The organism is Amycolatopsis stemonae (genome assembly GCF_054781455.1).
In genome coordinates, this window is record NZ_BAAGUJ010000024.1 from 1 (window position 1) to 19,764 (window position 19,764).

Here is a 19,764-nt window from a genome sequence, read left to right on the forward strand (position 1 = left end):
CACGAAGGCCTCCGGTGGGTGAAGCGGTTCCTCGACAGCTCCACTTCACAACCGGAGGCCTTCACCTGTCTGCACGACAGGCCGTCACCGGTCACCTCAAGTCGGGACAACGTCCCCGGACATCACAGCTAGGCCCCGGCGAGGCGGATCGCGGCGGCCGGGCAGGTCAGCTCGGCCTGCCGGACGGCGTCCTCTTCGCCCGCCGCGGGCTCGTCGGCGAGCAGGACGACCGTGCCGAGGTCCTCGTCCTGGTCGAACGTGCCCGGCGCGAGCAGCACACACTGCCCGGACGCCACGCAGGCGCCGGTGTCGGCGGTGATCTTCACGGGGCTCACCACGTCACCGGGACGGCGTCGACCCCGCCGGCGACGCGGTTGACGCGCACCGGGATCTCGTCGATCGCGGCCGCCAGCCGCAGGCCGGGGAAGCGGCGGAACAGCTTCGGGAACACCGTCCGCAGCTCGGTGCGGGCCAGGTTGGCGCCGATGCAGACGTGCGCGCCGGTGCCGAAGGCGAGGTGGACGTTCGGCGTGCGGCCCGGGTCGAACTCGTCGGGGTCCGCGAACACCGACGCGTCCCGGTTGGCCGCGTCGCTGGAGACGAGCACCGCGTCGCCGCGCATGATCCGCGTACCGCCGATTTCGACGTCTTCGTGGGCGTAGCGCAGCAGGCCGGTGCCGCTGGTCGCGGTCAGCCGCAGGATCTCCTCGACGGTCGCCTGCACCTCGCCCTCGGGGTCGGCGGCGAAGCGGTCGCGACGTGCGGTGTCGGTGAGCAGGAACAGCGTGCCCATGGCGATGCGCGTCGACGTCGTCTCGTGGCCGGCGAACAGCAGGCCGGTCGCCATCCGCGCGAGGTCGTCATCGGTGAAGGTCGGATCCCCGGCCTGGTAGGCGACCAGGTCGGAGATGACGTCCTCCTGCGGCTCCGCGCGCTTCGCGTCGGCGAGCTTCGCCATGTAGGCCTTGAACTCGGTCATCGCGGCCTGCGCGTCTTCGCCGCCGTCCATCATCGCGATCCGCTCGGACAGGCCGCGGAAGTGCTCGCGGTCGGCGTACGGCACGCCGAGCAGCTCGCAGATCACCAGCACCGGCAAGGGGAACGCGAGGAAGTCGGTCAGGTCGACCGGCTCACCCGGGTCGGCGTCGTGCGCGGCCTCCAGGTCGTCGAGGCAGCGGTCGGTCAGCTCGGCGATGTGGTCGCCGAGGGCGCGCATGCGGGGCGCGGAGAACGCGGGCGCGAGCATCCGCCGCATGCGCTTGTGCTCCGCTTCTTCGGTCTCGAAGTCGCCGCTCGGACCGTCCTGGATCGCGGCGTTGGAGATCCGCGAAGCCTGTTCCGGCGCCGGGTGCGAACGGCCGAACCGCTTGTCGCGGAAGACTTCCTTGGCCTCTTCGTACGACGTCACCAGCCACGCCGGGTCGCCGGCCGGGGTGAGCACCCGGCTGACCGGGGCCCGGCGGCGCAGGGTTTCGTAGTCGGGCGCGATCGCGAGCGCGTTCGCCCGGGCGAAGGGGAGGCGAGGCGTCTCTTCGGTGGTGGTCATGCGTCTCTCCTCAGTTGGGTTTCGAGGTCGGCGAGCCAGCGCAGTTCGGCGTCGAACTTGCCGAGGACGTGCCGCAGCGCGGCGCGGCCCCACGGATCGGCCTGCCCGGTGGCGAGCCCGGTGAGCCGGGCGTGCTCGGCGGTCAGCGCCTGTTTTCGCACGTCGAGCACGCGCGCGCGTTCGTCCGGGCGCAGCCGGCTGAAGCTGCCGACGCGCGCGAGGAACTCCTCCTGGCTCAGGGCCAGTTCGGCCGGGAAGTCGGCGAGCATGTCGTGCAGCAGCTCCCGCCCGACGTCGGTGATCGTGTAGACGTGCCGCGGCGGTTTGGCCTCCTGTTCCTCCGCGCTGCGGCTCACCGCACCGGCGTCGACGAAGCGCCGCAGGGTCGGGTAGAGCGAGTTGTTGGACAAGGTGTGCCCGGTCGAGGCTTCGACGGCCTTGCGCAGCTCGTAGCCGTGCATCGGCTCGCGGTCCAGCCTCGACAGCAAGAGGATCTCGATCCACACCTAGGTCACCGTAACCTAGTGTTCGGTGACTGGGCAATGGCGGATCGTGACAGGTGGGAAGAAACTGTGTAGCGTTGTAAGCAGCTGCTTACAACCGAGCACGGGGGTTCTCGCATGACCGTCACCCACACCGAGCCGCTCTCGTACCCCTTCAACGAGGAGGCGGGGCTCGACCTCAACGAGGCCTACGCGGCCGCCCGCGAGGGAGCGGGCATGGTCCGGGTCAAGATGACCTACGGGGAGCCGGCGTGGCTGGCCACCCGCTACGCGGACGCCCGGCTGGTGCTCGGCGACCGCCGGTTTTCGCGGGCGATGGAGAAGGAGAAGGACGCGCCGCGGCGGTCGCCCGTGCAGCGGGAGGGCGGGATCCTGCAGATGGACCCGCCGGACCACACGCGGCTGCGGACGCTGGTCGCGAAGGCGTTCACCATGCGCCGCGTCGAACTGCTGCGCCCGCGCGTCGCCTCGCTGGCGTCGGAGCTGATCGCGGACCTGAAGGCCGCCGGCCCGCCCGCGGACCTCGTCGACCGCTACGCGCTGCCCATCCCGGTCGCGGTGATCTGCGAGCTGCTCGGCGTCCCGGTCGGCGACCGGCCGAAGTTCCGCGTCTGGAGCGACGCGGCGCTGTCCACCAGCGGCCTGACGCCCGAGGAGTTCGAGCGCAACCGCGAAGAACTGCGCGACTACATGCGCGGCCTGATCGCGGAACACCGCGAACAGCCCCAGGACGACCTGATGACAGCGCTGATCGAGGCCCGCGACACCCGCGACCGGCTGACCGAGCTGGAGCTGGTCGACCTGTGCGTCGGCATCCTCGTCGCCGGGCACGAGACCACCGCGAGCCAGATCCCCAACTTCGTCTACGCGCTGCTGGACCAGCCCGGGCAGTGGCAGCGGCTCGTCGCCGACCCGGACCTGATCCCGGCCGCGGTCGAGGAGCTGCTGCGGTTCGTGCCGCTGGGCGCGGGCGCCGGCTTCGCGCGCTACGCCACCGAAGACGTCGAAGTCGGTGACGTGCTCGTGCGGGCCGGTGAGCCGGTGCTGGTCGCGGTCGGCGCGGCCAACCGCGACCGGCTGCAGTTCGACGACGCCGACCAGTTGCGGTTCGACCGCGAGGACAACCACCACCTCGGCTTCGGCCACGGCGTCCACCACTGCCTGGGCGCACCGCTGGCCCGGCTCGAACTGCAGGAGGCGCTGCGCGCGCTCGTCACCGAGATGCCGGGGATCCACCTGGCCGGCGATATCGTGTGGAAGACGCAGATGCTCGTCCGCGGACCGCGGTCGATGCCGATCGGATGGTGACCATGAGCTGGCACGTGGAAGTCGACGAACACACCTGCATCGGCTCGGGGATGTGCGCCGCGCTGATGCCAGAGGTGTTCGTGCTCGAGGGCGCGGTCGCGCAGACGGCGGTCTCCGACCTCGACGCCGACGAGACCGTGCTCGACGCGGCCGACTCCTGCCCGGCGATGGCGATCACGGTGACCGACGGCGGCCGCGAGATCGGCCCGCGTCCCTAGGGCTCGAACCGGCCGCGTTCGGTGACCACGGCCGTGACGAGCTCGAACGGCGTGACGTCGAAGGCGGGGTTGAAGACCTTCGCGCCCGGCGGCGTGATCGGCACCCCGGCGTACTCGGTGAGCTCGCGGGCGTCGCGTTCCTCGATGGCGATCCCCGCGCCGTCCGCGAGCCTGCGGTCCACTGTGGACGACGGGGCGACGACGATGAACGGCACGCCGTGGTGCCGGGCCGCGATGGCCAGGCCGTAGGTGCCGATCTTGTTGGCGACGTCGCCGTTCGCGGCGATCCGGTCGGCGCCGACGAGCACGCAGTCGACCAGCCCGCGCGCCATCGCGGCGGCGGCCGCGCCGTCCGGCTGGACCCGGTAGGGGACGTCGGCCTCGGCCAGCTCCCAGGCCGTCAGCCGGGCGCCCTGCAGCAGCGGCCGGGTCTCGTCGACGAGGACTTCTTCGACGAGCCCCCGCTCGTGCAGGTGCCAGACGACGCCGAGCGCGCTGCCCCAGCCGACGGTGGCGAGGCGCCCGGCGTTGCAGTGGCTCAGCAGCCGGAGCGGCCGGCGCGGGCACTCGGCGAGCACGATCTCCGCCGCGTGGCCCGAGGCGGTCTTGTTGAGCTCTTCGTCCTCGGCGAGCAGCTCCAGAGCTTCGGCGAGCACGGCGTCCGGACCCTGGTCCAGCTTCTTCAGCGCACGCTCGACACCCCACGCGAGGTTGACGGCGGTGGGGCGCGCGTTCGCGATGCGTTCGGCGTCGGCGTGCACGTCCGTGCCGTCGTAGGCGGCGAGCACGACCCCGAGCGCGCCGGCGGCGCCGAGCGCGGGCGCCCCGCGCACGGCCAGCCGCTGGACGGCGCCGACCAGCTCGTCCACCGTCCGCAGCGCGAGCAGCCGGACCTCGCCGGGCAGCGCGGTCTGGTCGATGATGACGACGGCGCCGCCGCTCCAGTCGATGGTCCTGCGCACGTGCCCTCCCGGGTCCGGCCATGATGCGGTGGTGACCATTGAACGGCAGAACCCGCCCGGGTTGCACACCCCGCCGGGCTACCACCACGTGACGGTGGCCTCTTCGCCCCGCACGGTCTACCTCGCGGGCCAGTGCCCGCTCGGCTCCGACGGCGTCGTCGTGGCCGGCGACGTGCTCGCGCAGACCGACCGGGTGGTGGCCAACACCGCCGCGGCGCTGGCCTTCGCGGGCGCCTCGCCGTCCGATGTGGTGCGGACGGTGATCTACGTGGTGACGGACTCCCGCGAGACGCTCTCGGCGGTCTGGGACCGGCTGACGACGTCGGCGATCGGGGCGGCGTTCACCTCGGCGAGCACGCTGCTGGGCGTCGCCCGGCTCGGCTACCCGGGCCAGCTGGTGGAGCTGGACGTGACCGCCGCGCCGGACGGGCCCGCTACAACCCCGCCATCAGATCCGTCTCCGTGATCCCCGGGCCCTGCCCCGCGCGGATGAACCACTCGGTGCCGAACGCGAACGCGAAGGCGTCGTCCGGCATCGCGAGCATGAACATGTCCTCGCTGATCTGACTGGGGTGGGCGCGCATCGCCGCACGCTTCAGCCCGACGTACTTCGACACGTCGACCGCCGCCGTGATCTCCGCCTCCGGCTTGCCGAACTCCACGTTCTCCGGCGGCTTCGGCGCGGCCTCCGGCGGCATCAGGCCCTGCTCCACCGCCGATTCGAAGCCGCGCTGCATGAACTCGCGGTTGAACGTGGCCTGGAAGACGCGCGCGGTGCCGGCCAGCTCGGCCGCGCGGACGCCGACGCGGTGGACCTGGATGTGGTCCGGGTGGCCGTAGTCGCCGTTGTCGTCGTAGACGGTGAGCACGTCCGCCGCCTCTTCGCGCAGGATCTCCGCCAGCTGCCCGGCCGCCTTCTCGACGTCGGCCTGCCAGAAGGCGGTGGGTTCGTCGTTCGTCGGCTCGCCCATCATCCCGGAGTCGCGGTAGCCCAGGAACTCGACGCGCGCGACGCCGAGGATCTCCGCGGCCGCGTGCGACTCCCGCACGCGCCGCTCCCACAGTTGTTCGCCCTCGGCGAGGAAGCCCTCGGGGACCTCGCCGACTTCGCCCTTGGTGGCGACGACGAGCACGACGCGGTGCCCCTCGGCGACGGCCTTGGCCATCACCCCGGCGGTGCGCAGGCATTCGTCGTCCGGGTGGGCGTGGAAGGTGACCAGTGTTGCCATGTCCGCCAAGCTACCGAACGGCACCGACAAAAACCGCCCGCCAGGATGCGCAGCGGCGTGGTCGGGCGCCCCCGGCTAGGCCTGCTCCTTCGGGCACCACCAGGTCGACCGGCCGCCGACGGTGCCGTGGGTGATTCCGGTGCCGCAGCGGGGGCAGTGGTCGCCGGCCCGGCGGTGGCCGATGATCTCCCCGGTGTGCACGCCGCCGCGGCGGATCGCGGCGCGCAACGCCTTCCGGAGTGCCTTGTGGAGGTTCGTGAGGTCGTCTTCGCCCAGCTCGTTCACCGGCCGGGCCGGGTGCACCGCCGCCTGCCAGAGCGTTTCGTCCGCCAGCAGGTTCCCGATCCCGGCCAGCACGGACTGGTCGAGCAGCCGCGCCTTGACCGGCGCCCGGCCGCGGCCGACGCGCTCGCGGAACTCCCCGCGCGACACCTCGCCGGCGTCCGGGCCGAGCGCGTCGAGATCGGGGTCGAGCCGCACCCGGCCGAGCCGGCGGGTGTCGAACAGCCACAGCTGTTCGCCGTCGGCGAAAGTGATCCCGAACCGGAACCACTCGGGCTTCTCTTCGCGGCCGCGAAACCGCTTCGGCCCGGGCGGCCCGCTCTCGCCGCCGAACCGCAGCTGCCCGGCCATCCCGAGGTGGATGCCGAGGTTCGGCCCGGGCCGCCCGCCGCGGCTTTCCGTTTCGCACCAAAGGGTCTTGCCCCGCCGGTGCGCCGCGGTGAGCCGCCCGCCCGCCAGCGCGGCGGCGATGTCCCCGGGCGCGTGCGGCCGGCACACCCAGTCGTCGTGGTCGTCGACGTCCCGGATCTTCCGGCCGAGCGCACCGGCGAGGACTTGGCGGGCGAGTTCCACTTCGGGCAGTTCGGGCACCCGGCCAGTCTGCCCGGGTGCCGCGCGCGCCGCCGGTCAGGCGCCGAGGGACTGGGCCGTGGTGACTTCCCAGGCGAACCCGTCCGGGTCGGTGAACGCCGCGGCCGCGTGGGTGACGGCGATCCGGTGCGCGCCGGTGCCTTCGGGGGCGACGCCGGCGTCCTTGGCGAGCGCCTTGCGGCGGTAGAGCGCGAGCTTCACCGGGCCGTCCGCGGCGAATTCGACGTACATGCGGCCGAAGCTCTTGCCGACGGTGAAGCCGTGGTCGACGTAGAACTTCTTGCTGGCGGCCACGTCGTCGACGCCGAGCAGGAGGACCACGGCGTCGAACTCGCGGGTGGCCGGGCCGGTGTTCTTCTTCGCGGAGGTGGCGACCTTCCAGATGGCGCCGTCGGGCGCCCGGACGACGCCGCCGTAGCCCCACAGGGACTTGGTGGCGGGCTTGAGCACCGTGGCCCCGGCTTCGACGGCGGTGCCGAGCAGGGAATCGACGTCGGCGGGCTGCGCGACGGTGAGGGAGAGGGTGTAGCCGCGGAACCCGCCGGACGGCGCCTGGGCGGCCCGGAAGCGCAGCTGCGAGGTGATCCCGAAGGCGGCGGAGTAGAAGCGCTCGGCGGCCGCGGTGTCGGTGACTTCGAGGGTGATGGTGTCGATGTTCGTCATGCCGATAACGCTAGGTGCGGCCCGGTGACCAGCGCTTCTCGATTCCTGATCGGTCTGCGGCGGCGTGGCCACGGTGGGTAAAGAGCGATACACGCGACAGGCGACGACGTTCTCCGCCGACACAGGACCCGAGACCCGCTCAACGGGGTGATTTCCCTGCCCTGTCAGGGAAATCTCAACCATCCACAGTGGATGGCGTGCCGGCGGCGGAGCGCCACCGGCCCGGTGGTACGCCGTGGTGGCGCTTGAACGCCGCGGCGAACGAGAACTCCGACGCGTACCCCAGTGAGCGGGCCACCGCGGCCAGGGCGGCGTCGCCGTCGCGCAGCTGCTCGCGGGCCAGGGCCATCCGCCAGTCGGCGACGTACGTCAGCGGGGCCACGCCCAGCAGCTGGGTGAACCTGCGGGCGAACGTCGCCCGGGACAGGGAGGCTTCCCCGGCCAGGTCGGCGACCGTCCAGGTGCGGGCGGGTTCGGCGTGCACCGCGCGCAGGGCCGCGCCGACCGACGCGTCGTCCATCGCGCGGAACCACGCCGGCGCGGTCTCGCCTTCGGTGGCGAGCTGCTCCCGCAGCACCTGCACCAGGACGACGTCGAGCAGGCTGTCCAGCAGTGCCTGCTGCCCCGGCGCGTCGCGGAGGATCTCGGCCGCGAACACGTCGAGCGTCGCGCGCAGGCTCGAGCCCGCGCACGGGCGGACCACCGTCAGGTCCGGCAGCCCGGCGAGCAGGCCCGCGCAAAGTTCGCCCTCGAAGGTGTACGCGCCGCAGAAGAAAGTCGTGGGGTCGCCCGCTTCGGCGCCGAACTCCAGGCGGCGCGCGCCGCGGGCCGGGCCGGTCGCGCGCGGGTAGGCGAACGGCACGACGCCGGCGCCCGGCGTGTGCGCCATGAACTGCTCGACCGGACCGCGGACCAGGACGACGTCGCCGGGCAGCACCTGGCGGGCGCGGCCGGGGTCGTCGGTCCACGCGAACGCCTCGCCGCCGAGGATGCCGTGGATCGCGAGCTTGGCGCCGGTCGGGAACCGGACGCCCCACGCGCCGCGCGCCGTCGAGTGCGAGAACGCGGCGCCGCGGGCCCGCGAGCGCTGCAGCAGATCTGTCAACACGTCCACGGCATGAGACGATCGCATATTTTTTCGCGTGAATCCAGCATGGATCATGCCGCCCGGCTCCGGTTTGCTGGACCGCAGGACCAAGGATCCGGAAGGAGGGGCGAGATGCCCCAGGCAGTGCGGTTCGACGAGTACGGCGACATCGACGTGCTGGAGGTGCGGGACGTGCCCCGGCCGGTGCCCGCGGCGGACGAGGTGCTGGTGCGCGTGCGGGCGGCCGGCGTCAACCCGGGGGAGAACACGATCCGGTCCGGCGCGCTGCACGAGCGCTGGCCCGCGACGTTCCCGTCCGGTGAGGGCAGCGACCTCGCCGGTGTCGTGGCGGAGGTCGGCCCGGCGGTGCGCACCTGGTCCGCCGGCGACGAGGTGATCGGCTGGGTGGACACCCGCGCCAGCCACGCCGAGCTGGTCGCGGTGCCGGCGGCCCAGCTCGTGGCCCGCGATCCCGCGGTGCCGTGGGAGGCCGGCGGCGCGCTCTTCGTCGCCGGGACCACCGCGCACGCGAACGTCCGCGCGGTCGGGGCCGGCCCGGGGGACACGGTCGTCGTCGCGGGCGCCGCCGGCGGGGTCGGCTCGCTGACGGTGCAGCTGCTGCGCCACGCCGGCGCGACCGTGATCGGGCTCGCGGGCGAGGCCAACCACACCTGGCTGCGCGGGCACGGCGTGCTGCCGGTGACCTACGGCGACGGCGTGCTCGACCGGATCCGCGAAGCCGCGCCCGACGGCGTCGACGCGTTCATCGACAACTTCGGCGACGGCTACGTCGACCTGGCCCTGGAACTCGGTGTCGCGAAGGACCGGATCAACACGATCATCGACTTCGCCGGCGTCGCGCGCACCGGCGTCAAGGGCGAGGGCATGACGGGGTCCGCGAACGCCGAGGTGCTGGCCGAGCTCGTCAAGCTCGTCGCGGCCGGCGACCTCGAGGTCCCGATCGCCGCCACCTACCCGCTCGCCCGGGTCCGCGACGCCTACCGCGACCTGATGCGCCGCCACGCGCGCGGCAAGATCGTGCTCGTGCCGTAGGTCAGTACGCGTTCTTGATGACGAAGTAGGAGCCGCGGATGGTGCCGGCCAGCTTCGACTTCTGCCGGGCGAACTTGAACGAGGAGAGCTCGTCGGGGATCTCCATGCCGTCGGAGAGCTTGAACCCGACGGCGCGCTTCCCGGAGTCTTCGAGCGTGTACATGACGTTGATCGACAGGCCGCTCTCGTAGAAGACGTACGCCATGCGGATGCCCTCGACCTCGAACTCGGTCACCTCGAGCGGGCGTGACGCGATGACGATGCCGCGCTCCTCCTCGAGGATCCGGTTCACCCAGTCGAGGGTCTTCGCGGCGTCGCTCGCCGGCTCGACCGTGAAGACGTGGTCGTACTTGTTCTTGAAGTACCGGGCCTCGTTCGCCCGCAGGCCGGCGAGCGCGGGCGCGACCGGCGACGACTCCAGTCCGGTGGTCGACACGGTGGCGAAGTCCACGGCGTAGGACATGGTGAGCTCCTTTCAGCGGGTGCGCTCGTGACGAAGGTAGACGACTCCCGCCGTGGTCACAGCTCCATCAGGGCGAGGCTCGCCGCCGTGTTCCGGTCGCCGACGACGTCGCCCGGCCGGATCGCCTCGTCGAGCTCCCGCACCTGAGCGGGCGAAAGCACGATGTCGACCGCCGCGGCGTTCTCCTCGACGTGCCGGTAGCTGGTCGTGCTGGGGATCGGCACGATCCCGTCGTCCTTCGCGAGCAGCCAGGCCAGCGCGAGCTGGGCGGTGGTGCAGCCGACCTCCTCCGCGACCGCGTGCACCCGCTCGACGAGCGCGAGGTTGCGGCCGAGGTTGCCGTCCTGGAAGCGCGGCTGCAGGCGGCGCAGGTCGGTGGGCTCCAGGCCGTCCAGTGTGGTCAGTTCACCGGTGAGCAGGCCGCGCCCGACCGGCGCGTAGGCGACGACGCTGACGCCGAGCTCCTGCGCCGTGGGCAGGATCTTGTCCTCGATGTGCCTGCTGAGCAGCGAGTACTCGCTCTGCAGGGCCGTGATCGGGTGGATCGCGCAGGCCTGGCGCAACGTCTCGGCGTTGACCTCGGACAGGCCGAGGTGGCGCACCTTGCCGGCCTGGACCAGGTCCTTCATCGTCAGGATGACCTCTTCGACCGGCACGTGCGGGTTCCGCCGGTGGAGGTAGTACAGGTCGATGTGGTCGGTCCCGAGCCGGGCGAGGGACTCGTCGACCGAGCGCCGGATGTAGCCGGGCGAGTTGTCCACGACGCGGTCGTCCCCGCTGCGGACGAACCCGAACTTCGTGGCCAGCACGACGGCGTCCCGCCGGCCGCGCAGGGCCCGGCCGACGAGCCGTTCGTTGGCGGACTCGCCGTAGGGCTCCGCGCCGAAGGAAGGCGCCGTGTCGATGAGGGTGATCCCGTGGTCGATCGCCCGCCGGATGGTGTCGACACCGGCCGCCTCGTCGGCCCGGCCGTAGAACTCCGACATGCCCATGCAGCCGAGTCCGATGGCGGACACCTTGAGGCCCGACTCGCCGAGTTCGCGTCTGTGCACCGGTCGTCTCCTCAGCGGTTCGCCGCGCGCTCGATGTAAGCGCGCGAATCGTCCGGGTCCAGCGCCATCGAGCTGAGCAGTTCGAACTCCTGCACGTACTGGTGCACTTCGTTCTCCGTGTCGATGAAGAAGAACCTGGTCTTGTTCTCCAGGTAGACGACGTCCGGCCGGTGGGTGGCCATCGACTCCAGCACCGAGAAGGAGCCGGACGTCACCGGCGGGATCCCGGACTTGAAGAGCAGGACCTGAATGGTGACATCCGGTCGCGCGGAAAGCTCGGCCAGGTGCCGGAACTGCGCGCGGGTGACGGTGGTGTCGATGCGCCCGTCCGGGGTCCGGATGGGCCGCCGGAACGCGGCTTCGTCGATCACGGCGGCCAGCCGCATGGGCGGGCTTTCCCGCCGCAGCACCGCTTGCCGGCGGCGCGCGATGTCGACGCGCCGGTCGATCTCGGCCGGCGAGGGCACCTGCAGGGTCGACTGGATGACGTGCCGCGAGTACTCCGGCGTCTGCAGCAGCGCGTGGGGGACGAGGGCGCAGTAGCACCTGAGGCCGACCGAACCCGACTCCAGCTTGATCAGGCTGGAGTACCCGGACGACAGGTTGTTCGCGTAGGCGTCCCACCAGCCCTGCGCCCGGGCCGACGCGGCCAGCCCGCGCAGGTGTTCGGCCTTCTCGTCGAGGACTTCGTACAGGACGAACAGCGCCTCGAGGTCGTCCTGGCCGATCCCGATCCGGCCCGTCTCGATCCGGGACACCTTGGACGTCGACCAGCCGAGCCGGTCCGCGGCGTCCTTGCCGGTGAGGCCGACGGTCGAGCGCAGCTGCCGGAGTTCGCGGGCCAGCTGGCGCTCGCGCGCAGACGGTGCGTCCTGCGTCATGAGGCGGATGACCCCCTCGGGGTAGTGCATGCCGGATTTCGCGGTAGTCCTCGGGGGATCATACGGCACATCTTGCCTGGTCGTTCCCGTGCAATATTGCAATCACACTATCCGCGCGTCGCCGCGCTGACTCATCCTGGGAGTGCCCCTCGGGAGGAGGACCGCTCATGTTCGAGGGTTATCCGGAGATCGTCGGGACCACGGCCCGCGCGGCCGGGTCGGAGGTCGAGACCGGCCGGGTGCCGGATCCGCGGCGGGGAGCCGGCTTCGGCGGCCCTTCGCCGGTCCACGCCGTCCGGTCGGCGGGCCGGCGGCAGGCTGTGCACCGGACGATCCTCGTCGTGGACGTCGAGGGCTTCGGGAACCCGCAGCGGACGAACCGGGACCAGGTCGCGGTGCGCGGCGGGGTGTACCGGGCGCTGGCGGTGGCGTTCGAAGCGGCCGGGATCCCTTGGGACAGCTGCGATGTCGAGGACCGCGGCGACGGCGTGTTCGTCCTGGCCGGGGCGGAGGTGCCCAAAGCCGCCTTCGTCGAGTCGCTGCCGAGGGCCCTGGCCACCGCACTGCGCCGGCACAACCGCACGCACCAGGACCCGGAACGGATCCGGCTGCGGATGGCGCTGCACGCCGGCGAGATCACCTACGACGACTTCGGGGTCACCGCGAAGTCGATCAACCTGGCGTTCCGGCTCCTCGACGCGCCGCCGTTGAAAGCCGCCTTGGCGGATTCGCCGGGGGTACTGGCGCTCATCGTCTCGTCCTGGTTCTTCAACGAGGTGGTCCGGCACAGCCCGATCGAGGACGCGACCACCTACCGGCACGCCGACGTCACGGTCAAGGAAACGGCCGTCCGGGCCTGGATCTCCCTGCCCGACCGCCCCTACGCGCCCGACGACGCGCCTCGGCCGCCGCGGAACGTGCCGCGGCTGCCCGCCCGGCCGCGGTCGTTCACCGGGCGGACCCGGGAGCTGGCCGAGCTCACGCGGTCGGTGCCCGCGGCCGACGACGCCGCTCCGATCGTCGCGATCGTCGGCATGGGCGGCATCGGGAAGACCTGGCTCGCGCTGCAGTGGGCCCACGACAACGCCCACCGGTTCCCCGACGGGCAGCTGTACGTGAACCTGCGTGGCTTCGACCCGTCGGGCGCCCCGGTGGAACCGGTCGAGGCGATCCGCGGGTTCCTCGACGCGTTGCGGCTGCCTTCGGGTTCGATCCCGCTCGACCCCGAAGGCCAGGCGGCGCTGTTCCGGGACACGGTGGCGGACCGGCGGATGCTGATCGTGCTGGACAACGCCAGGGACAGCCGCCAGGTGGCGGCGCTGCTGCCCGACAGCCCGGGCTGCACCGTGGTGATCACCAGCCGCAACCAGCTGACCGGCCTCCTGACCACGCACGACGTCCGGTCGCTGACCCTGGACGTGCTGGACGCCCCGGAAGCCCGGGAACTGCTCGCGAAGCGCCTCGGCGGCCGGGCCGAAACCGACCGGGCCGCGGTGGACGAGCTGGTGATCTACTGCGCCGGCCTGCCGCTCGCGCTGGGCATCGTGGCGGCGTACGCGGCGACCTGCTCGGACCTCCCGCTCACGCTGCTGGCCGCCGAGCTCGGGGAGACGTCGGCCCGGCTGGACGCGCTCGACGGCGGCGAGCTCACGTCGAACCTGCGTGCCGCTCTGTCCTGGTCCCACGACGCGCTCGAGTCCGAGGCCGCGCACGTGTTCCGCCTGCTCGGGGTGGCACCGGGCCCGGACATCGGGCTGCCCGCGATCGCGGTCCTCACCGGGCTGCCCGCCGGCCGGGTCACCACGCTGGTGCGGCAGCTCGAGAACGCGCACCTGGTGCAGCGCCACGGGGCGTCCCGCTACCGGATGCACGACCTCGTCCGGCTCTACGCGAGCGAGCGGGCCGCCGAACCGCGCTCGGGCGGGGTGCAGGCGTTGCGCCGGCTCGTCGGCTTCTACCTGCACGCCAGCTACGCCGGCGAACGGCTCCTGTACCCGCACCGCAAGCCGATCGACGTCGGCGACCGGCCGGTCCCGTTCGTCATCCCGGACTTCGCCGACGACGCCGCGGTCCTCGCCTGGTTCGACGCCGAACACGCGGGTCTGCTCGCCGCCCAGCAGGCCGCCGCCCGCCAGGAGTGGCCGGAGCTCGTCTGGCAGCTCGCCTGGACGCTGCACGGATATCTGTTGCGGCGCGGGCACTTGCACGAGCAGCTGGCGACGTGGGGTGCCGCGCTCACCGCCGCGGAGGAGCTGGACGATCCCGAGCTGGAAGGGCACGCGCACCGCCTGCTCGGCCAGGCGTACGCGCGGGCGGGCCTGCGCGCCGAGGCGTCGAGCCACCTGCACCGCGCGCTCGTCCTGGCCCGGGAAACCGGTGACACCCACGGGGAAGCGCGCACCTACCACGACCTCACGGGGGTCTGGCGGCAGCTGGACGACCGGCTGGCCCTGGACTACGCCGACCTGGCGCTGCGCCTGTTCCGGACGCTGGACAACCCGGTGTGGGAAGGCGAAGCGCTCAGCATGGTGGGCTGGTACCAGGCCCTGCTGGGCGACTTCCGGCAGGCGCGGGCGACCTGCCGGCAGGCGCTGGCGTTGTTCGTCCGGCACGGCAACCGGCAGGGCGAAGCCGTCACCTTGGACTGCCTCGGCTACATCGAGCACCACTGCGGGCGCCACGACCGGGCGCTGGCCTGCTTCCGGGAGTCCCTCGAGCTGTGCCGGAACCTCGGCGCCACCTACTACGAGGCGGACACCCTGGACCACCTGGCCCGGACCCACGCCGCACTGGGCCAGCACGCCGAGGCGCGCGAGGCGTGGGTGCGCGCCTTGGCGTTGAGCCGCGCCCAGCACCGGATCGCCGACGTGAACCGCATCGCGCGCCAGCTGGCCGACATCGACGACGCCGAGGCGTGGAGCCTGACGGCTCAGCCGTCGGCGTGAGCCGGCAAGGTCCGGCGCAGGAAGTCCGTGGTCAGCTCCCAGGCCCGGGCCGCCGCTTCGGGGTTGTGGAACATCGGGGCCACGTTGTTGTGGAAGGCGTGGCCCGCGCTCTCCTGGACGTGGATCTCCGCGCCGGGGTGCGCGGCCACCGCGGACTCCACGACCGCCACGTCCGACCGCGGGATGTACGGGTCCTGGCCGCCGAAGTGGAACTGGACCGGGCACGTGATCCGCGTCAGGTCGGCGATCCGCGCGGCCACCGTCGAGCCGTAGAACGACACGGCCGCGTCCGGGTCGCCCGCGGCCGCCGCCGCGAAGGCCAGCGAGCCGCCCAGGCAGAAGCCCAGTACACCCACGCCGCCCGTCACCGATTCTTGCGCGCGCAGGTGCGCCACCGTGGCCAGGACGTCCGCCAGTCCCAGTTCCGGGTCGAAAGACGCCGCCACGGCCATCGACGCCGCCACGCCCGCTTCGTCGTGCGTCGACGTCCAGCCCGGCGCCGTCCGCCAGAACAGCTCCGGGACCGCCACCACGTACCCCGCCGCCGCGAGGTCCGCCGCGACCGAGCGCAGGTAGTCGTCCAGGCCGAAGATCTCCTGGACCAGCACCAGGCCCGGGCCGCGGCCGGACGGCGGCCGCCAGACCGGGAGGTCCGTCAGCACGTTCTTCACCGCAAGGACCTCTCGATGACGTCGGCGACCAGGGCGGCCTGCGAGCCGTCCGGGTCGAGGTCGGGGTCGAACACGGTCAGCTCGAAGCCCGCCGCGCCCGGGAGCGCGACCAGGCGGCGCAGTACCGAAACCAGCGTGTCCGGGTCGAGGCCGCCCGGATCGGGACTGTCCACTGCGGACACATGAGTCGGGTCGAGGACGTCGATGTCCACGTGGATCCAGAAGCCGGCCGGCTCCGGCAACGCCGGCACCGGTTCGCCGGCCATCAGGGCCTCCGAAGTGACGTAGCGGATCCCGGCGGCGTGGAGCCGGGCCGACTCCGCGGCCCGCACGCCCAGCACCAGCACGTCCTCGTCCCGGACGTACGGCCGCAGCCCGTCGATGTCGGCCAGGTCGTCGGCACCGCGGCCGGTCATGATCGCCAGGTCCTCGCCCGCCGCCGCGCCGACGTGGCCGGCGACGCCCAGGTGGCGGAAGTCGTCGTGGCCGTCCAGGTAGACGATGCCGTACCGGCCGGCGCGGCGCAGCGCCAGCATCGCGCCCAGGGAGATCGAGCAGTCGCCGCCCAGCACCACCGGGAACCCGCCCGCGTCGCGGACCGAAGCCACCCGCGAAGCGAGCGCTCGCGTGTAGGACGCGATGGCCGCCGAGTTGCGGACGACGTCGCCCGGCTGCCACGTCCCGAGGTAGCGGCCCGGCGTCACGACACCGCCGTCCGCCGCCTTCAGCCGGTCGAGGATGCCGAGGTCGCGCAGCACGCCGGGCGTCTTGTAGCAGCCGGGCGCCGCGCCTTCGACCGGCGGCCGCAGGCCCAGGTTGGACGGTGCATCGATCAGGACGAACTTCTTCACCCGGTCACCGTACTGGCTCCGCCGCTGATCGGGCCCTAAGTTGGGGTGCCGACCAAGGAGGCGCGATGGCCGAACGCACCAAGTACATCCTGGACGAAGCCGATCTCCCGACCCAGTGGTACAACGTCATCCCCGACCTGCCCGAGCCGCCGCCACCGCCGCTGCACCCCGGCACCCGCGAGCCGGTCGGCCCGGACGACCTGGCCCCGCTGTTCCCGCAGGCGCTCATCGCCCAGGAGGTGACGACTGATCGTTATGTCGACATCCCCGAGGAGGTTCGGGAGGTCTACCGGCTCTGGCGGCCGTCGCCGCTGTTCCGGGCGCGGCGGCTGGAAAAGGCGCTCGGCACGCCGGCGCGGATCTACTACAAGTACGAGGGCGTCAGCCCGGTCGGCTCGCACAAGCCGAACACCGCGGTGCCGCAGGCGTTCTACAACGCACAAGAAGGCGTCACGCGGCTGACGACCGAAACCGGCGCCGGCCAGTGGGGGAGCGCGCTCGCGTTCGCCTGCGCGCAGTACGGGCTGGAGTGCGAGGTCTGGCAGGTGCGGGCGTCCTACGACCAGAAGCCCTACCGCAAGCTGATGATGGAGACGTTCGGCGCGACCGTCCACCCGAGCCCGTCCGAGCTGACCGAGTCCGGCCGCGCGATCCTCAAGGACCACCCGGACTCCACGGGCAGCCTCGGCATCGCGATCAGCGAGGCCGTCGAGCAGGCGGCGCAGGACCCCGATGCGCGGTACGCGCTGGGCAGCGTCCTCAACCACGTGCTGCTGCACCAGACGATCATCGGCGAAGAGGCGCTCAAGCAGTTCGAGCTGGCCGGAGACACCCCCGACGTGCTCGTCGGCTGCACCGGCGGCGGCTCCAACTTCGGCGGGCTCGCCTTCCCGTTCCTGCGCGAGAAGCTGGCTGGCCGGATGGACCCGGTGATCCGAGCGGTCGAGCCGGCCGCGTGCCCGTCGCTGACGCGCGGCAAGTACGCCTACGACTTCGGCGACACCGCCGGGCTCACGCCGTTGCTGAAGATGCACACGCTCGGCCACGAGTTCATCCCGGACCCGATCCACGCGGGCGGCCTGCGCTACCACGGGATGTCGCCGCTGATCTCGCACATCTACGAGCTGGGCCTGATCGAAGCGATCGCGATCGGCCAGCAGGAGTGCTTCGCCGCGGGCGTCCGGTTCGCTCGGTCCGAGGGCATCATCCCGGCGCCGGAGCCGACCCACGCGCTGGCGGCGTGCATCCAGGAAGCGTTGCGGTGCAAGGAAACCGGTGAGGAGAAGGTGATCCTCACGGCGCTGTGCGGCCACGCCCACCTGGACCTGCCGGCCTACGGCGCCTATCTCGCCGGGGACATGGTGGACAACGAGCTCTCCGCGGCCACCCTCGAAGAGTCCCTCGCCACCCTGCCGTAGCGCCCGGCTCGCCCGGAGGTCAGCGCAGGTCGGGGATCTCCGGGCGGGTCAGCTCGGTGCGGGCGTCCGCGAGGACGACGCGGTCGCGGCCCGCGGCCTTCGCGGCGAACACCGCGTCGTCCGCGGCCTGCAGCAGGATCGTGTAGTCCGTGGCCGTTTCCGGGTAGACCGCCGCGCCGATCGAGGCCGTCAAGCCGTCGATCACCTCCGGCTTGCCCGGGCGGACCACCGGGACCGGGACTTCGGTGCGGGCGATCGCCGCGCGGATGCGGTTCGCGATCGAGACGATTTCCGCGCTCGTCGCGCCCGGGAGCAGGACCACGAACTCGTCGCCGCCGAAGCGGCCCACGTAGTCGCCGCCGCGGACCGAGCCCTGGATCGCCGCCGCGATCGCGCGCAGGACCTCGTCGCCCGCCAGGTGGCCGTTGCCGTCGTCGATGGCCTTGAAGTGGTCCAGGTCGATCATCAGCACGCCCGCGGTCGACGACAGCTCGGCGGCGCGCGCCAGCTCGTTGCGGGCCAGCTGGACCCAGAACTCCGGCGCCAGCAACGCCGTCTTCGAGTCCGTGCGCGCCGCGGCCTGGAACTGCGGCAGCAGCAGGCCGATGTGCAACGCCACCGGCGTCACCATCAGCACCGGCAGCAGCCACGGCCGCACCGTCATCACCAGCGCGATGCCGCAGCCGACGCCGACCGCGGCCAGCACGATCAGCACGTCCGACGGGTTGCCGAACGCCTGCCGCGGCGGCTTTCCCGGGTTGCTCATCAGGATCGCGAGGATCACCAGCACGTAGTTGAGTCCGAAGTAGACGATCCCGGACAGCAGCAGGGCCGTCATGCCGCCGAAGCCGTCGAGGTAGGGCACGTACGGCGCCGCGTGCCCGGTGCCCGCGGACAGCACGAAGCCCGCGGCGGTGCACGCCAGGATGACGGTCGCCGCGGAGAACACTTTCCGGTGAACCACGCCGCGTCGTTTGTAGACCCGCACCCACGAGTGGCCGTAGCTGACCGCGATGACCACCGTGGCCAACGGCGGGGGCAGCAGCAGGAGCCCCGCGAAGATCCAGATCGACTGCAGGTGCATGTGCGGCCGGCCGTCGGCGGCGAGCTCGCGGATGCGTTCGATGCGTTGTGCCGCTTCGAGGTGCACGACCTCGCCGGCCAGGATCAGGCCGCACCAGACCAAGGACTGGGTGGTGACGGGCACCAGTGCGGCCGTCGCGAGGATCGCGACCACCGCCAGCACGTCGACGACGAGGACGTAGCCGAACACCGGAGTGGCCAGCTTCCACATCGCCCACGTACGGATACCCGATCGTGGACGTTCTGAGCTGGGCTTTCGCCCTTGGGACCCGGACAATCCCACGAAACGCCCCTCTTCTCAGGACGGAACTCTTCGCGGAAATCGTCACTGTAATCGAACGAACGCGGTGTGTCACTAGGCCGGTCAGGCTACCGTTCGGTCACGCACCGTGCAAGATCCCTTACGAACAGGAGAAACCATGTCCCACTTCCTGCCCAACGCGAACATCGTCCCGTCCCGGCGCCGCGCGCAGCGGCCGACCGACTGGACGCGCCAGCTGCCCACCGACTGGACCCGCGCGATCCCGACGGACTGGACCCCGCGGCAGCTGCCGACCGACTGGACCGCCCGCGAGCTGCCGACGGACTGGACCGTCCGCCGGTTGCCGACCGACTGGGCCCGCCCCGGCGTCTCGCCAGCACTGCCCGAGTGCCCGACCGACTGGACGCTGCGCTGACCACCCTCCGGTGACCGGCCCGCGCCGGTCACCGGGGCCCCGGTTGCGCCCGCCGCCACAGGGAGGTCGCGCCGATTGCGGCTGCCACGCCGAGGTCCGCGAGACCTGCAAGCCGGTCATCGGGGCTCGGGTTGCGCCCGCCGCCATAGCGAGGTCGCGCCGATTGCGGCTGCCACGCCGAGGTCCGCGAGACCTGCAAGCCGGTCACCGGGGCTCGGGTTGCGCCCGCCGCCACAGGGAGGCCGCGCCGATTGCGGCTGCCACGCCGAGGTCCGCGAGAC

At 72.2% G+C, this 19,764-nt stretch carries 21 protein-coding genes; 7 read left to right on the plus strand and 14 right to left on the minus strand.

What is annotated here, in order from left to right:
• Positions 1 to 128 precede the first annotated feature (128 nt).
• The 3 genes from ACYVLJ_RS44780 to ACYVLJ_RS44790 are packed head-to-tail and all read right to left on the minus strand — an operon-like array spanning position 129 to position 2,052.
• Entirely contained in the window at positions 129 to 326 is a 198-nt protein-coding gene (locus ACYVLJ_RS44780; protein WP_451986592.1) for a ferredoxin, read from the minus strand.
• 5 nt (positions 327 to 331) lie between these two features.
• Entirely contained in the window at positions 332 to 1,546 is a 1,215-nt protein-coding gene (locus ACYVLJ_RS44785; protein WP_451986594.1) for a cytochrome P450, read from the minus strand.
• Positions 1,543 to 2,052 carry a PadR family transcriptional regulator gene (locus ACYVLJ_RS44790; protein ID WP_460443281.1) on the minus strand — a complete coding sequence of 170 codons (510 nt, stop codon included), beginning with the start codon at positions 2,050 to 2,052 and terminating at the stop codon, positions 1,543 to 1,545. Before ACYVLJ_RS44790 ends, ACYVLJ_RS44785 begins: the two co-directional genes overlap by 4 nt.
• A gap of 114 nt (positions 2,053 to 2,166) precedes the next feature.
• Here ACYVLJ_RS44790 and ACYVLJ_RS44795 point away from each other — a divergent pair, with 114 nt between their 5' ends.
• Both ACYVLJ_RS44795 and ACYVLJ_RS44800 read left to right on the plus strand, forming a co-directional pair.
• Positions 2,167 to 3,357, plus strand: a complete 1,191-nt coding sequence (locus ACYVLJ_RS44795) for a cytochrome P450 family protein (RefSeq protein WP_460443282.1) — start codon at positions 2,167 to 2,169, stop codon at positions 3,355 to 3,357.
• Positions 3,358 to 3,359: 2 nt separating this feature from the next.
• Positions 3,360 to 3,575: a ferredoxin gene (locus tag ACYVLJ_RS44800; RefSeq protein ID WP_451986600.1), complete on the plus strand. Its 216-nt coding sequence runs from the start codon at positions 3,360 to 3,362 to the stop codon at positions 3,573 to 3,575.
• On the opposite strand, the gene mtnA is transcribed toward ACYVLJ_RS44800, so the two are convergent.
• Complete coding sequence (gene mtnA / locus ACYVLJ_RS44805) at positions 3,572 to 4,537, minus strand: S-methyl-5-thioribose-1-phosphate isomerase (RefSeq protein ID WP_460443283.1); 966 nt, start codon at positions 4,535 to 4,537, stop codon at positions 3,572 to 3,574. The two genes, ACYVLJ_RS44800 and mtnA, sit on opposite strands and share 4 nt — an antisense overlap.
• A gap of 31 nt (positions 4,538 to 4,568) precedes the next feature.
• On the opposite strand from mtnA, the gene ACYVLJ_RS44810 reads away from it, so the two are divergent.
• Positions 4,569 to 5,003: a RidA family protein gene (locus tag ACYVLJ_RS44810; protein ID WP_451986604.1), complete on the plus strand. Its 435-nt coding sequence runs from the start codon at positions 4,569 to 4,571 to the stop codon at positions 5,001 to 5,003.
• On the opposite strand, the gene ACYVLJ_RS44815 is transcribed toward ACYVLJ_RS44810, so the two are convergent.
• From ACYVLJ_RS44815 to ACYVLJ_RS44830, 4 genes are all read right to left on the minus strand, one after another.
• Positions 4,972 to 5,766, minus strand: coding sequence for a PIG-L family deacetylase (locus tag ACYVLJ_RS44815; protein WP_451986606.1), 795 nt, complete (start codon positions 5,764 to 5,766; stop codon positions 4,972 to 4,974). The two genes, ACYVLJ_RS44810 and ACYVLJ_RS44815, sit on opposite strands and share 32 nt — an antisense overlap.
• 75 nt (positions 5,767 to 5,841) lie before the next feature.
• Positions 5,842 to 6,639, minus strand: a complete 798-nt coding sequence (locus ACYVLJ_RS44820) for an Fpg/Nei family DNA glycosylase (protein WP_460443284.1) — start codon at positions 6,637 to 6,639, stop codon at positions 5,842 to 5,844.
• Positions 6,640 to 6,675: 36 nt separating this feature from the next.
• Positions 6,676 to 7,302 (minus strand): glyoxalase, encoded by a 627-nt coding sequence (locus ACYVLJ_RS44825; RefSeq protein ID WP_460443285.1) that lies wholly within the window; start codon positions 7,300 to 7,302, stop codon positions 6,676 to 6,678.
• A gap of 175 nt (positions 7,303 to 7,477) precedes the next feature.
• Entirely contained in the window at positions 7,478 to 8,416 is a 939-nt protein-coding gene (locus ACYVLJ_RS44830) for an AraC family transcriptional regulator (protein WP_460443286.1), read from the minus strand.
• 105 nt (positions 8,417 to 8,521) lie between these two features.
• Between ACYVLJ_RS44830 and ACYVLJ_RS44835 the strand changes: the two genes are divergently transcribed.
• Positions 8,522 to 9,442: an NADP-dependent oxidoreductase gene (locus ACYVLJ_RS44835; protein ID WP_460443287.1), complete on the plus strand. Its 921-nt coding sequence runs from the start codon at positions 8,522 to 8,524 to the stop codon at positions 9,440 to 9,442.
• A gap of 1 nt (position 9,443) precedes the next feature.
• On the opposite strand, the gene ACYVLJ_RS44840 is transcribed toward ACYVLJ_RS44835, so the two are convergent.
• Genes ACYVLJ_RS44840 through ACYVLJ_RS44850 form a run of 3 tightly spaced genes read right to left on the minus strand, consistent with a single transcriptional unit; the run spans position 9,444 to position 11,868 of the window.
• Positions 9,444 to 9,905, minus strand: coding sequence for a phage tail protein (locus ACYVLJ_RS44840; RefSeq protein WP_451986616.1), 462 nt, complete (start codon positions 9,903 to 9,905; stop codon positions 9,444 to 9,446).
• Between the two features lie 56 nt (positions 9,906 to 9,961).
• Positions 9,962 to 10,957 (minus strand): aldo-keto reductase family protein, encoded by a 996-nt coding sequence (locus ACYVLJ_RS44845; protein ID WP_460443288.1) that lies wholly within the window; start codon positions 10,955 to 10,957, stop codon positions 9,962 to 9,964.
• An 11-nt stretch (positions 10,958 to 10,968) separates the two neighbouring features.
• On the minus strand, positions 10,969 to 11,868 hold the full coding sequence (locus ACYVLJ_RS44850) for a helix-turn-helix domain-containing protein (RefSeq protein ID WP_460443289.1): 900 nt from the start codon (positions 11,866 to 11,868) through the stop codon (positions 10,969 to 10,971).
• A gap of 137 nt (positions 11,869 to 12,005) precedes the next feature.
• Here ACYVLJ_RS44850 and ACYVLJ_RS44855 point away from each other — a divergent pair, with 137 nt between their 5' ends.
• Positions 12,006 to 14,783, plus strand: a complete 2,778-nt coding sequence (locus ACYVLJ_RS44855) for an ATP-binding protein (protein ID WP_460443290.1) — start codon at positions 12,006 to 12,008, stop codon at positions 14,781 to 14,783.
• On the opposite strand, the gene ACYVLJ_RS44860 is transcribed toward ACYVLJ_RS44855, so the two are convergent.
• Both ACYVLJ_RS44860 and ACYVLJ_RS44865 read right to left on the minus strand, forming a co-directional pair.
• Positions 14,768 to 15,454 carry a dienelactone hydrolase family protein gene (locus ACYVLJ_RS44860; protein WP_451986624.1) on the minus strand — a complete coding sequence of 229 codons (687 nt, stop codon included), beginning with the start codon at positions 15,452 to 15,454 and terminating at the stop codon, positions 14,768 to 14,770. The genes ACYVLJ_RS44855 and ACYVLJ_RS44860 overlap by 16 nt on opposite strands.
• Complete coding sequence (locus ACYVLJ_RS44865) at positions 15,451 to 16,305, minus strand: arginase family protein (RefSeq protein WP_460443291.1); 855 nt, start codon at positions 16,303 to 16,305, stop codon at positions 15,451 to 15,453. Before ACYVLJ_RS44865 ends, ACYVLJ_RS44860 begins: the two co-directional genes overlap by 4 nt.
• A 65-nt stretch (positions 16,306 to 16,370) precedes the next feature.
• Between ACYVLJ_RS44865 and ACYVLJ_RS44870 the strand changes: the two genes are divergently transcribed.
• On the plus strand, positions 16,371 to 17,723 hold the full coding sequence (locus ACYVLJ_RS44870; RefSeq protein ID WP_451986628.1) for a TrpB-like pyridoxal phosphate-dependent enzyme: 1,353 nt from the start codon (positions 16,371 to 16,373) through the stop codon (positions 17,721 to 17,723).
• A 19-nt stretch (positions 17,724 to 17,742) separates the two neighbouring features.
• On the opposite strand, the gene ACYVLJ_RS44875 is transcribed toward ACYVLJ_RS44870, so the two are convergent.
• Positions 17,743 to 19,017, minus strand: a complete 1,275-nt coding sequence (locus tag ACYVLJ_RS44875; protein WP_451986630.1) for a diguanylate cyclase — start codon at positions 19,015 to 19,017, stop codon at positions 17,743 to 17,745.
• A gap of 208 nt (positions 19,018 to 19,225) precedes the next feature.
• Here ACYVLJ_RS44875 and ACYVLJ_RS44880 point away from each other — a divergent pair, with 208 nt between their 5' ends.
• Entirely contained in the window at positions 19,226 to 19,483 is a 258-nt protein-coding gene (locus ACYVLJ_RS44880; RefSeq protein WP_451986632.1) for a hypothetical protein, read from the plus strand.
• Positions 19,484 to 19,764: the final 281 nt, after the last annotated feature.

Bases quoted from the DNA above. Each gene is read 5' to 3' on its own strand.
- ACYVLJ_RS44815 (WP_451986606.1), bottom strand. From the start codon at position 5,766: ATGGCAACACTGGTCACCTTCCACGCCCACCCGGACGACGAATGCCTG.
- ACYVLJ_RS44795 (WP_460443282.1), top strand. From the start codon at position 2,167: ATGACCGTCACCCACACCGAGCCGCTCTCGTACCCCTTCAACGAGGAG.
- ACYVLJ_RS44800 (WP_451986600.1), top strand. From the start codon at position 3,360: ATGAGCTGGCACGTGGAAGTCGACGAACACACCTGCATCGGCTCGGGG.
- ACYVLJ_RS44855 (WP_460443290.1), top strand. From the start codon at position 12,006: ATGTTCGAGGGTTATCCGGAGATCGTCGGGACCACGGCCCGCGCGGCC.
- ACYVLJ_RS44870 (WP_451986628.1), top strand. From the start codon at position 16,371: ATGGCCGAACGCACCAAGTACATCCTGGACGAAGCCGATCTCCCGACC.
- ACYVLJ_RS44825 (WP_460443285.1), bottom strand. From the start codon at position 7,302: ATGACGAACATCGACACCATCACCCTCGAAGTCACCGACACCGCGGCC.
- ACYVLJ_RS44875 (WP_451986630.1), bottom strand. From the start codon at position 19,017: ATGTGGAAGCTGGCCACTCCGGTGTTCGGCTACGTCCTCGTCGTCGAC.
- ACYVLJ_RS44785 (WP_451986594.1), bottom strand. From the start codon at position 1,546: ATGACCACCACCGAAGAGACGCCTCGCCTCCCCTTCGCCCGGGCGAAC.
- ACYVLJ_RS44835 (WP_460443287.1), top strand. From the start codon at position 8,522: ATGCCCCAGGCAGTGCGGTTCGACGAGTACGGCGACATCGACGTGCTG.
- ACYVLJ_RS44840 (WP_451986616.1), bottom strand. From the start codon at position 9,905: ATGTCCTACGCCGTGGACTTCGCCACCGTGTCGACCACCGGACTGGAG.
- ACYVLJ_RS44850 (WP_460443289.1), bottom strand. From the start codon at position 11,868: ATGCACTACCCCGAGGGGGTCATCCGCCTCATGACGCAGGACGCACCG.
- ACYVLJ_RS44880 (WP_451986632.1), top strand. From the start codon at position 19,226: ATGTCCCACTTCCTGCCCAACGCGAACATCGTCCCGTCCCGGCGCCGC.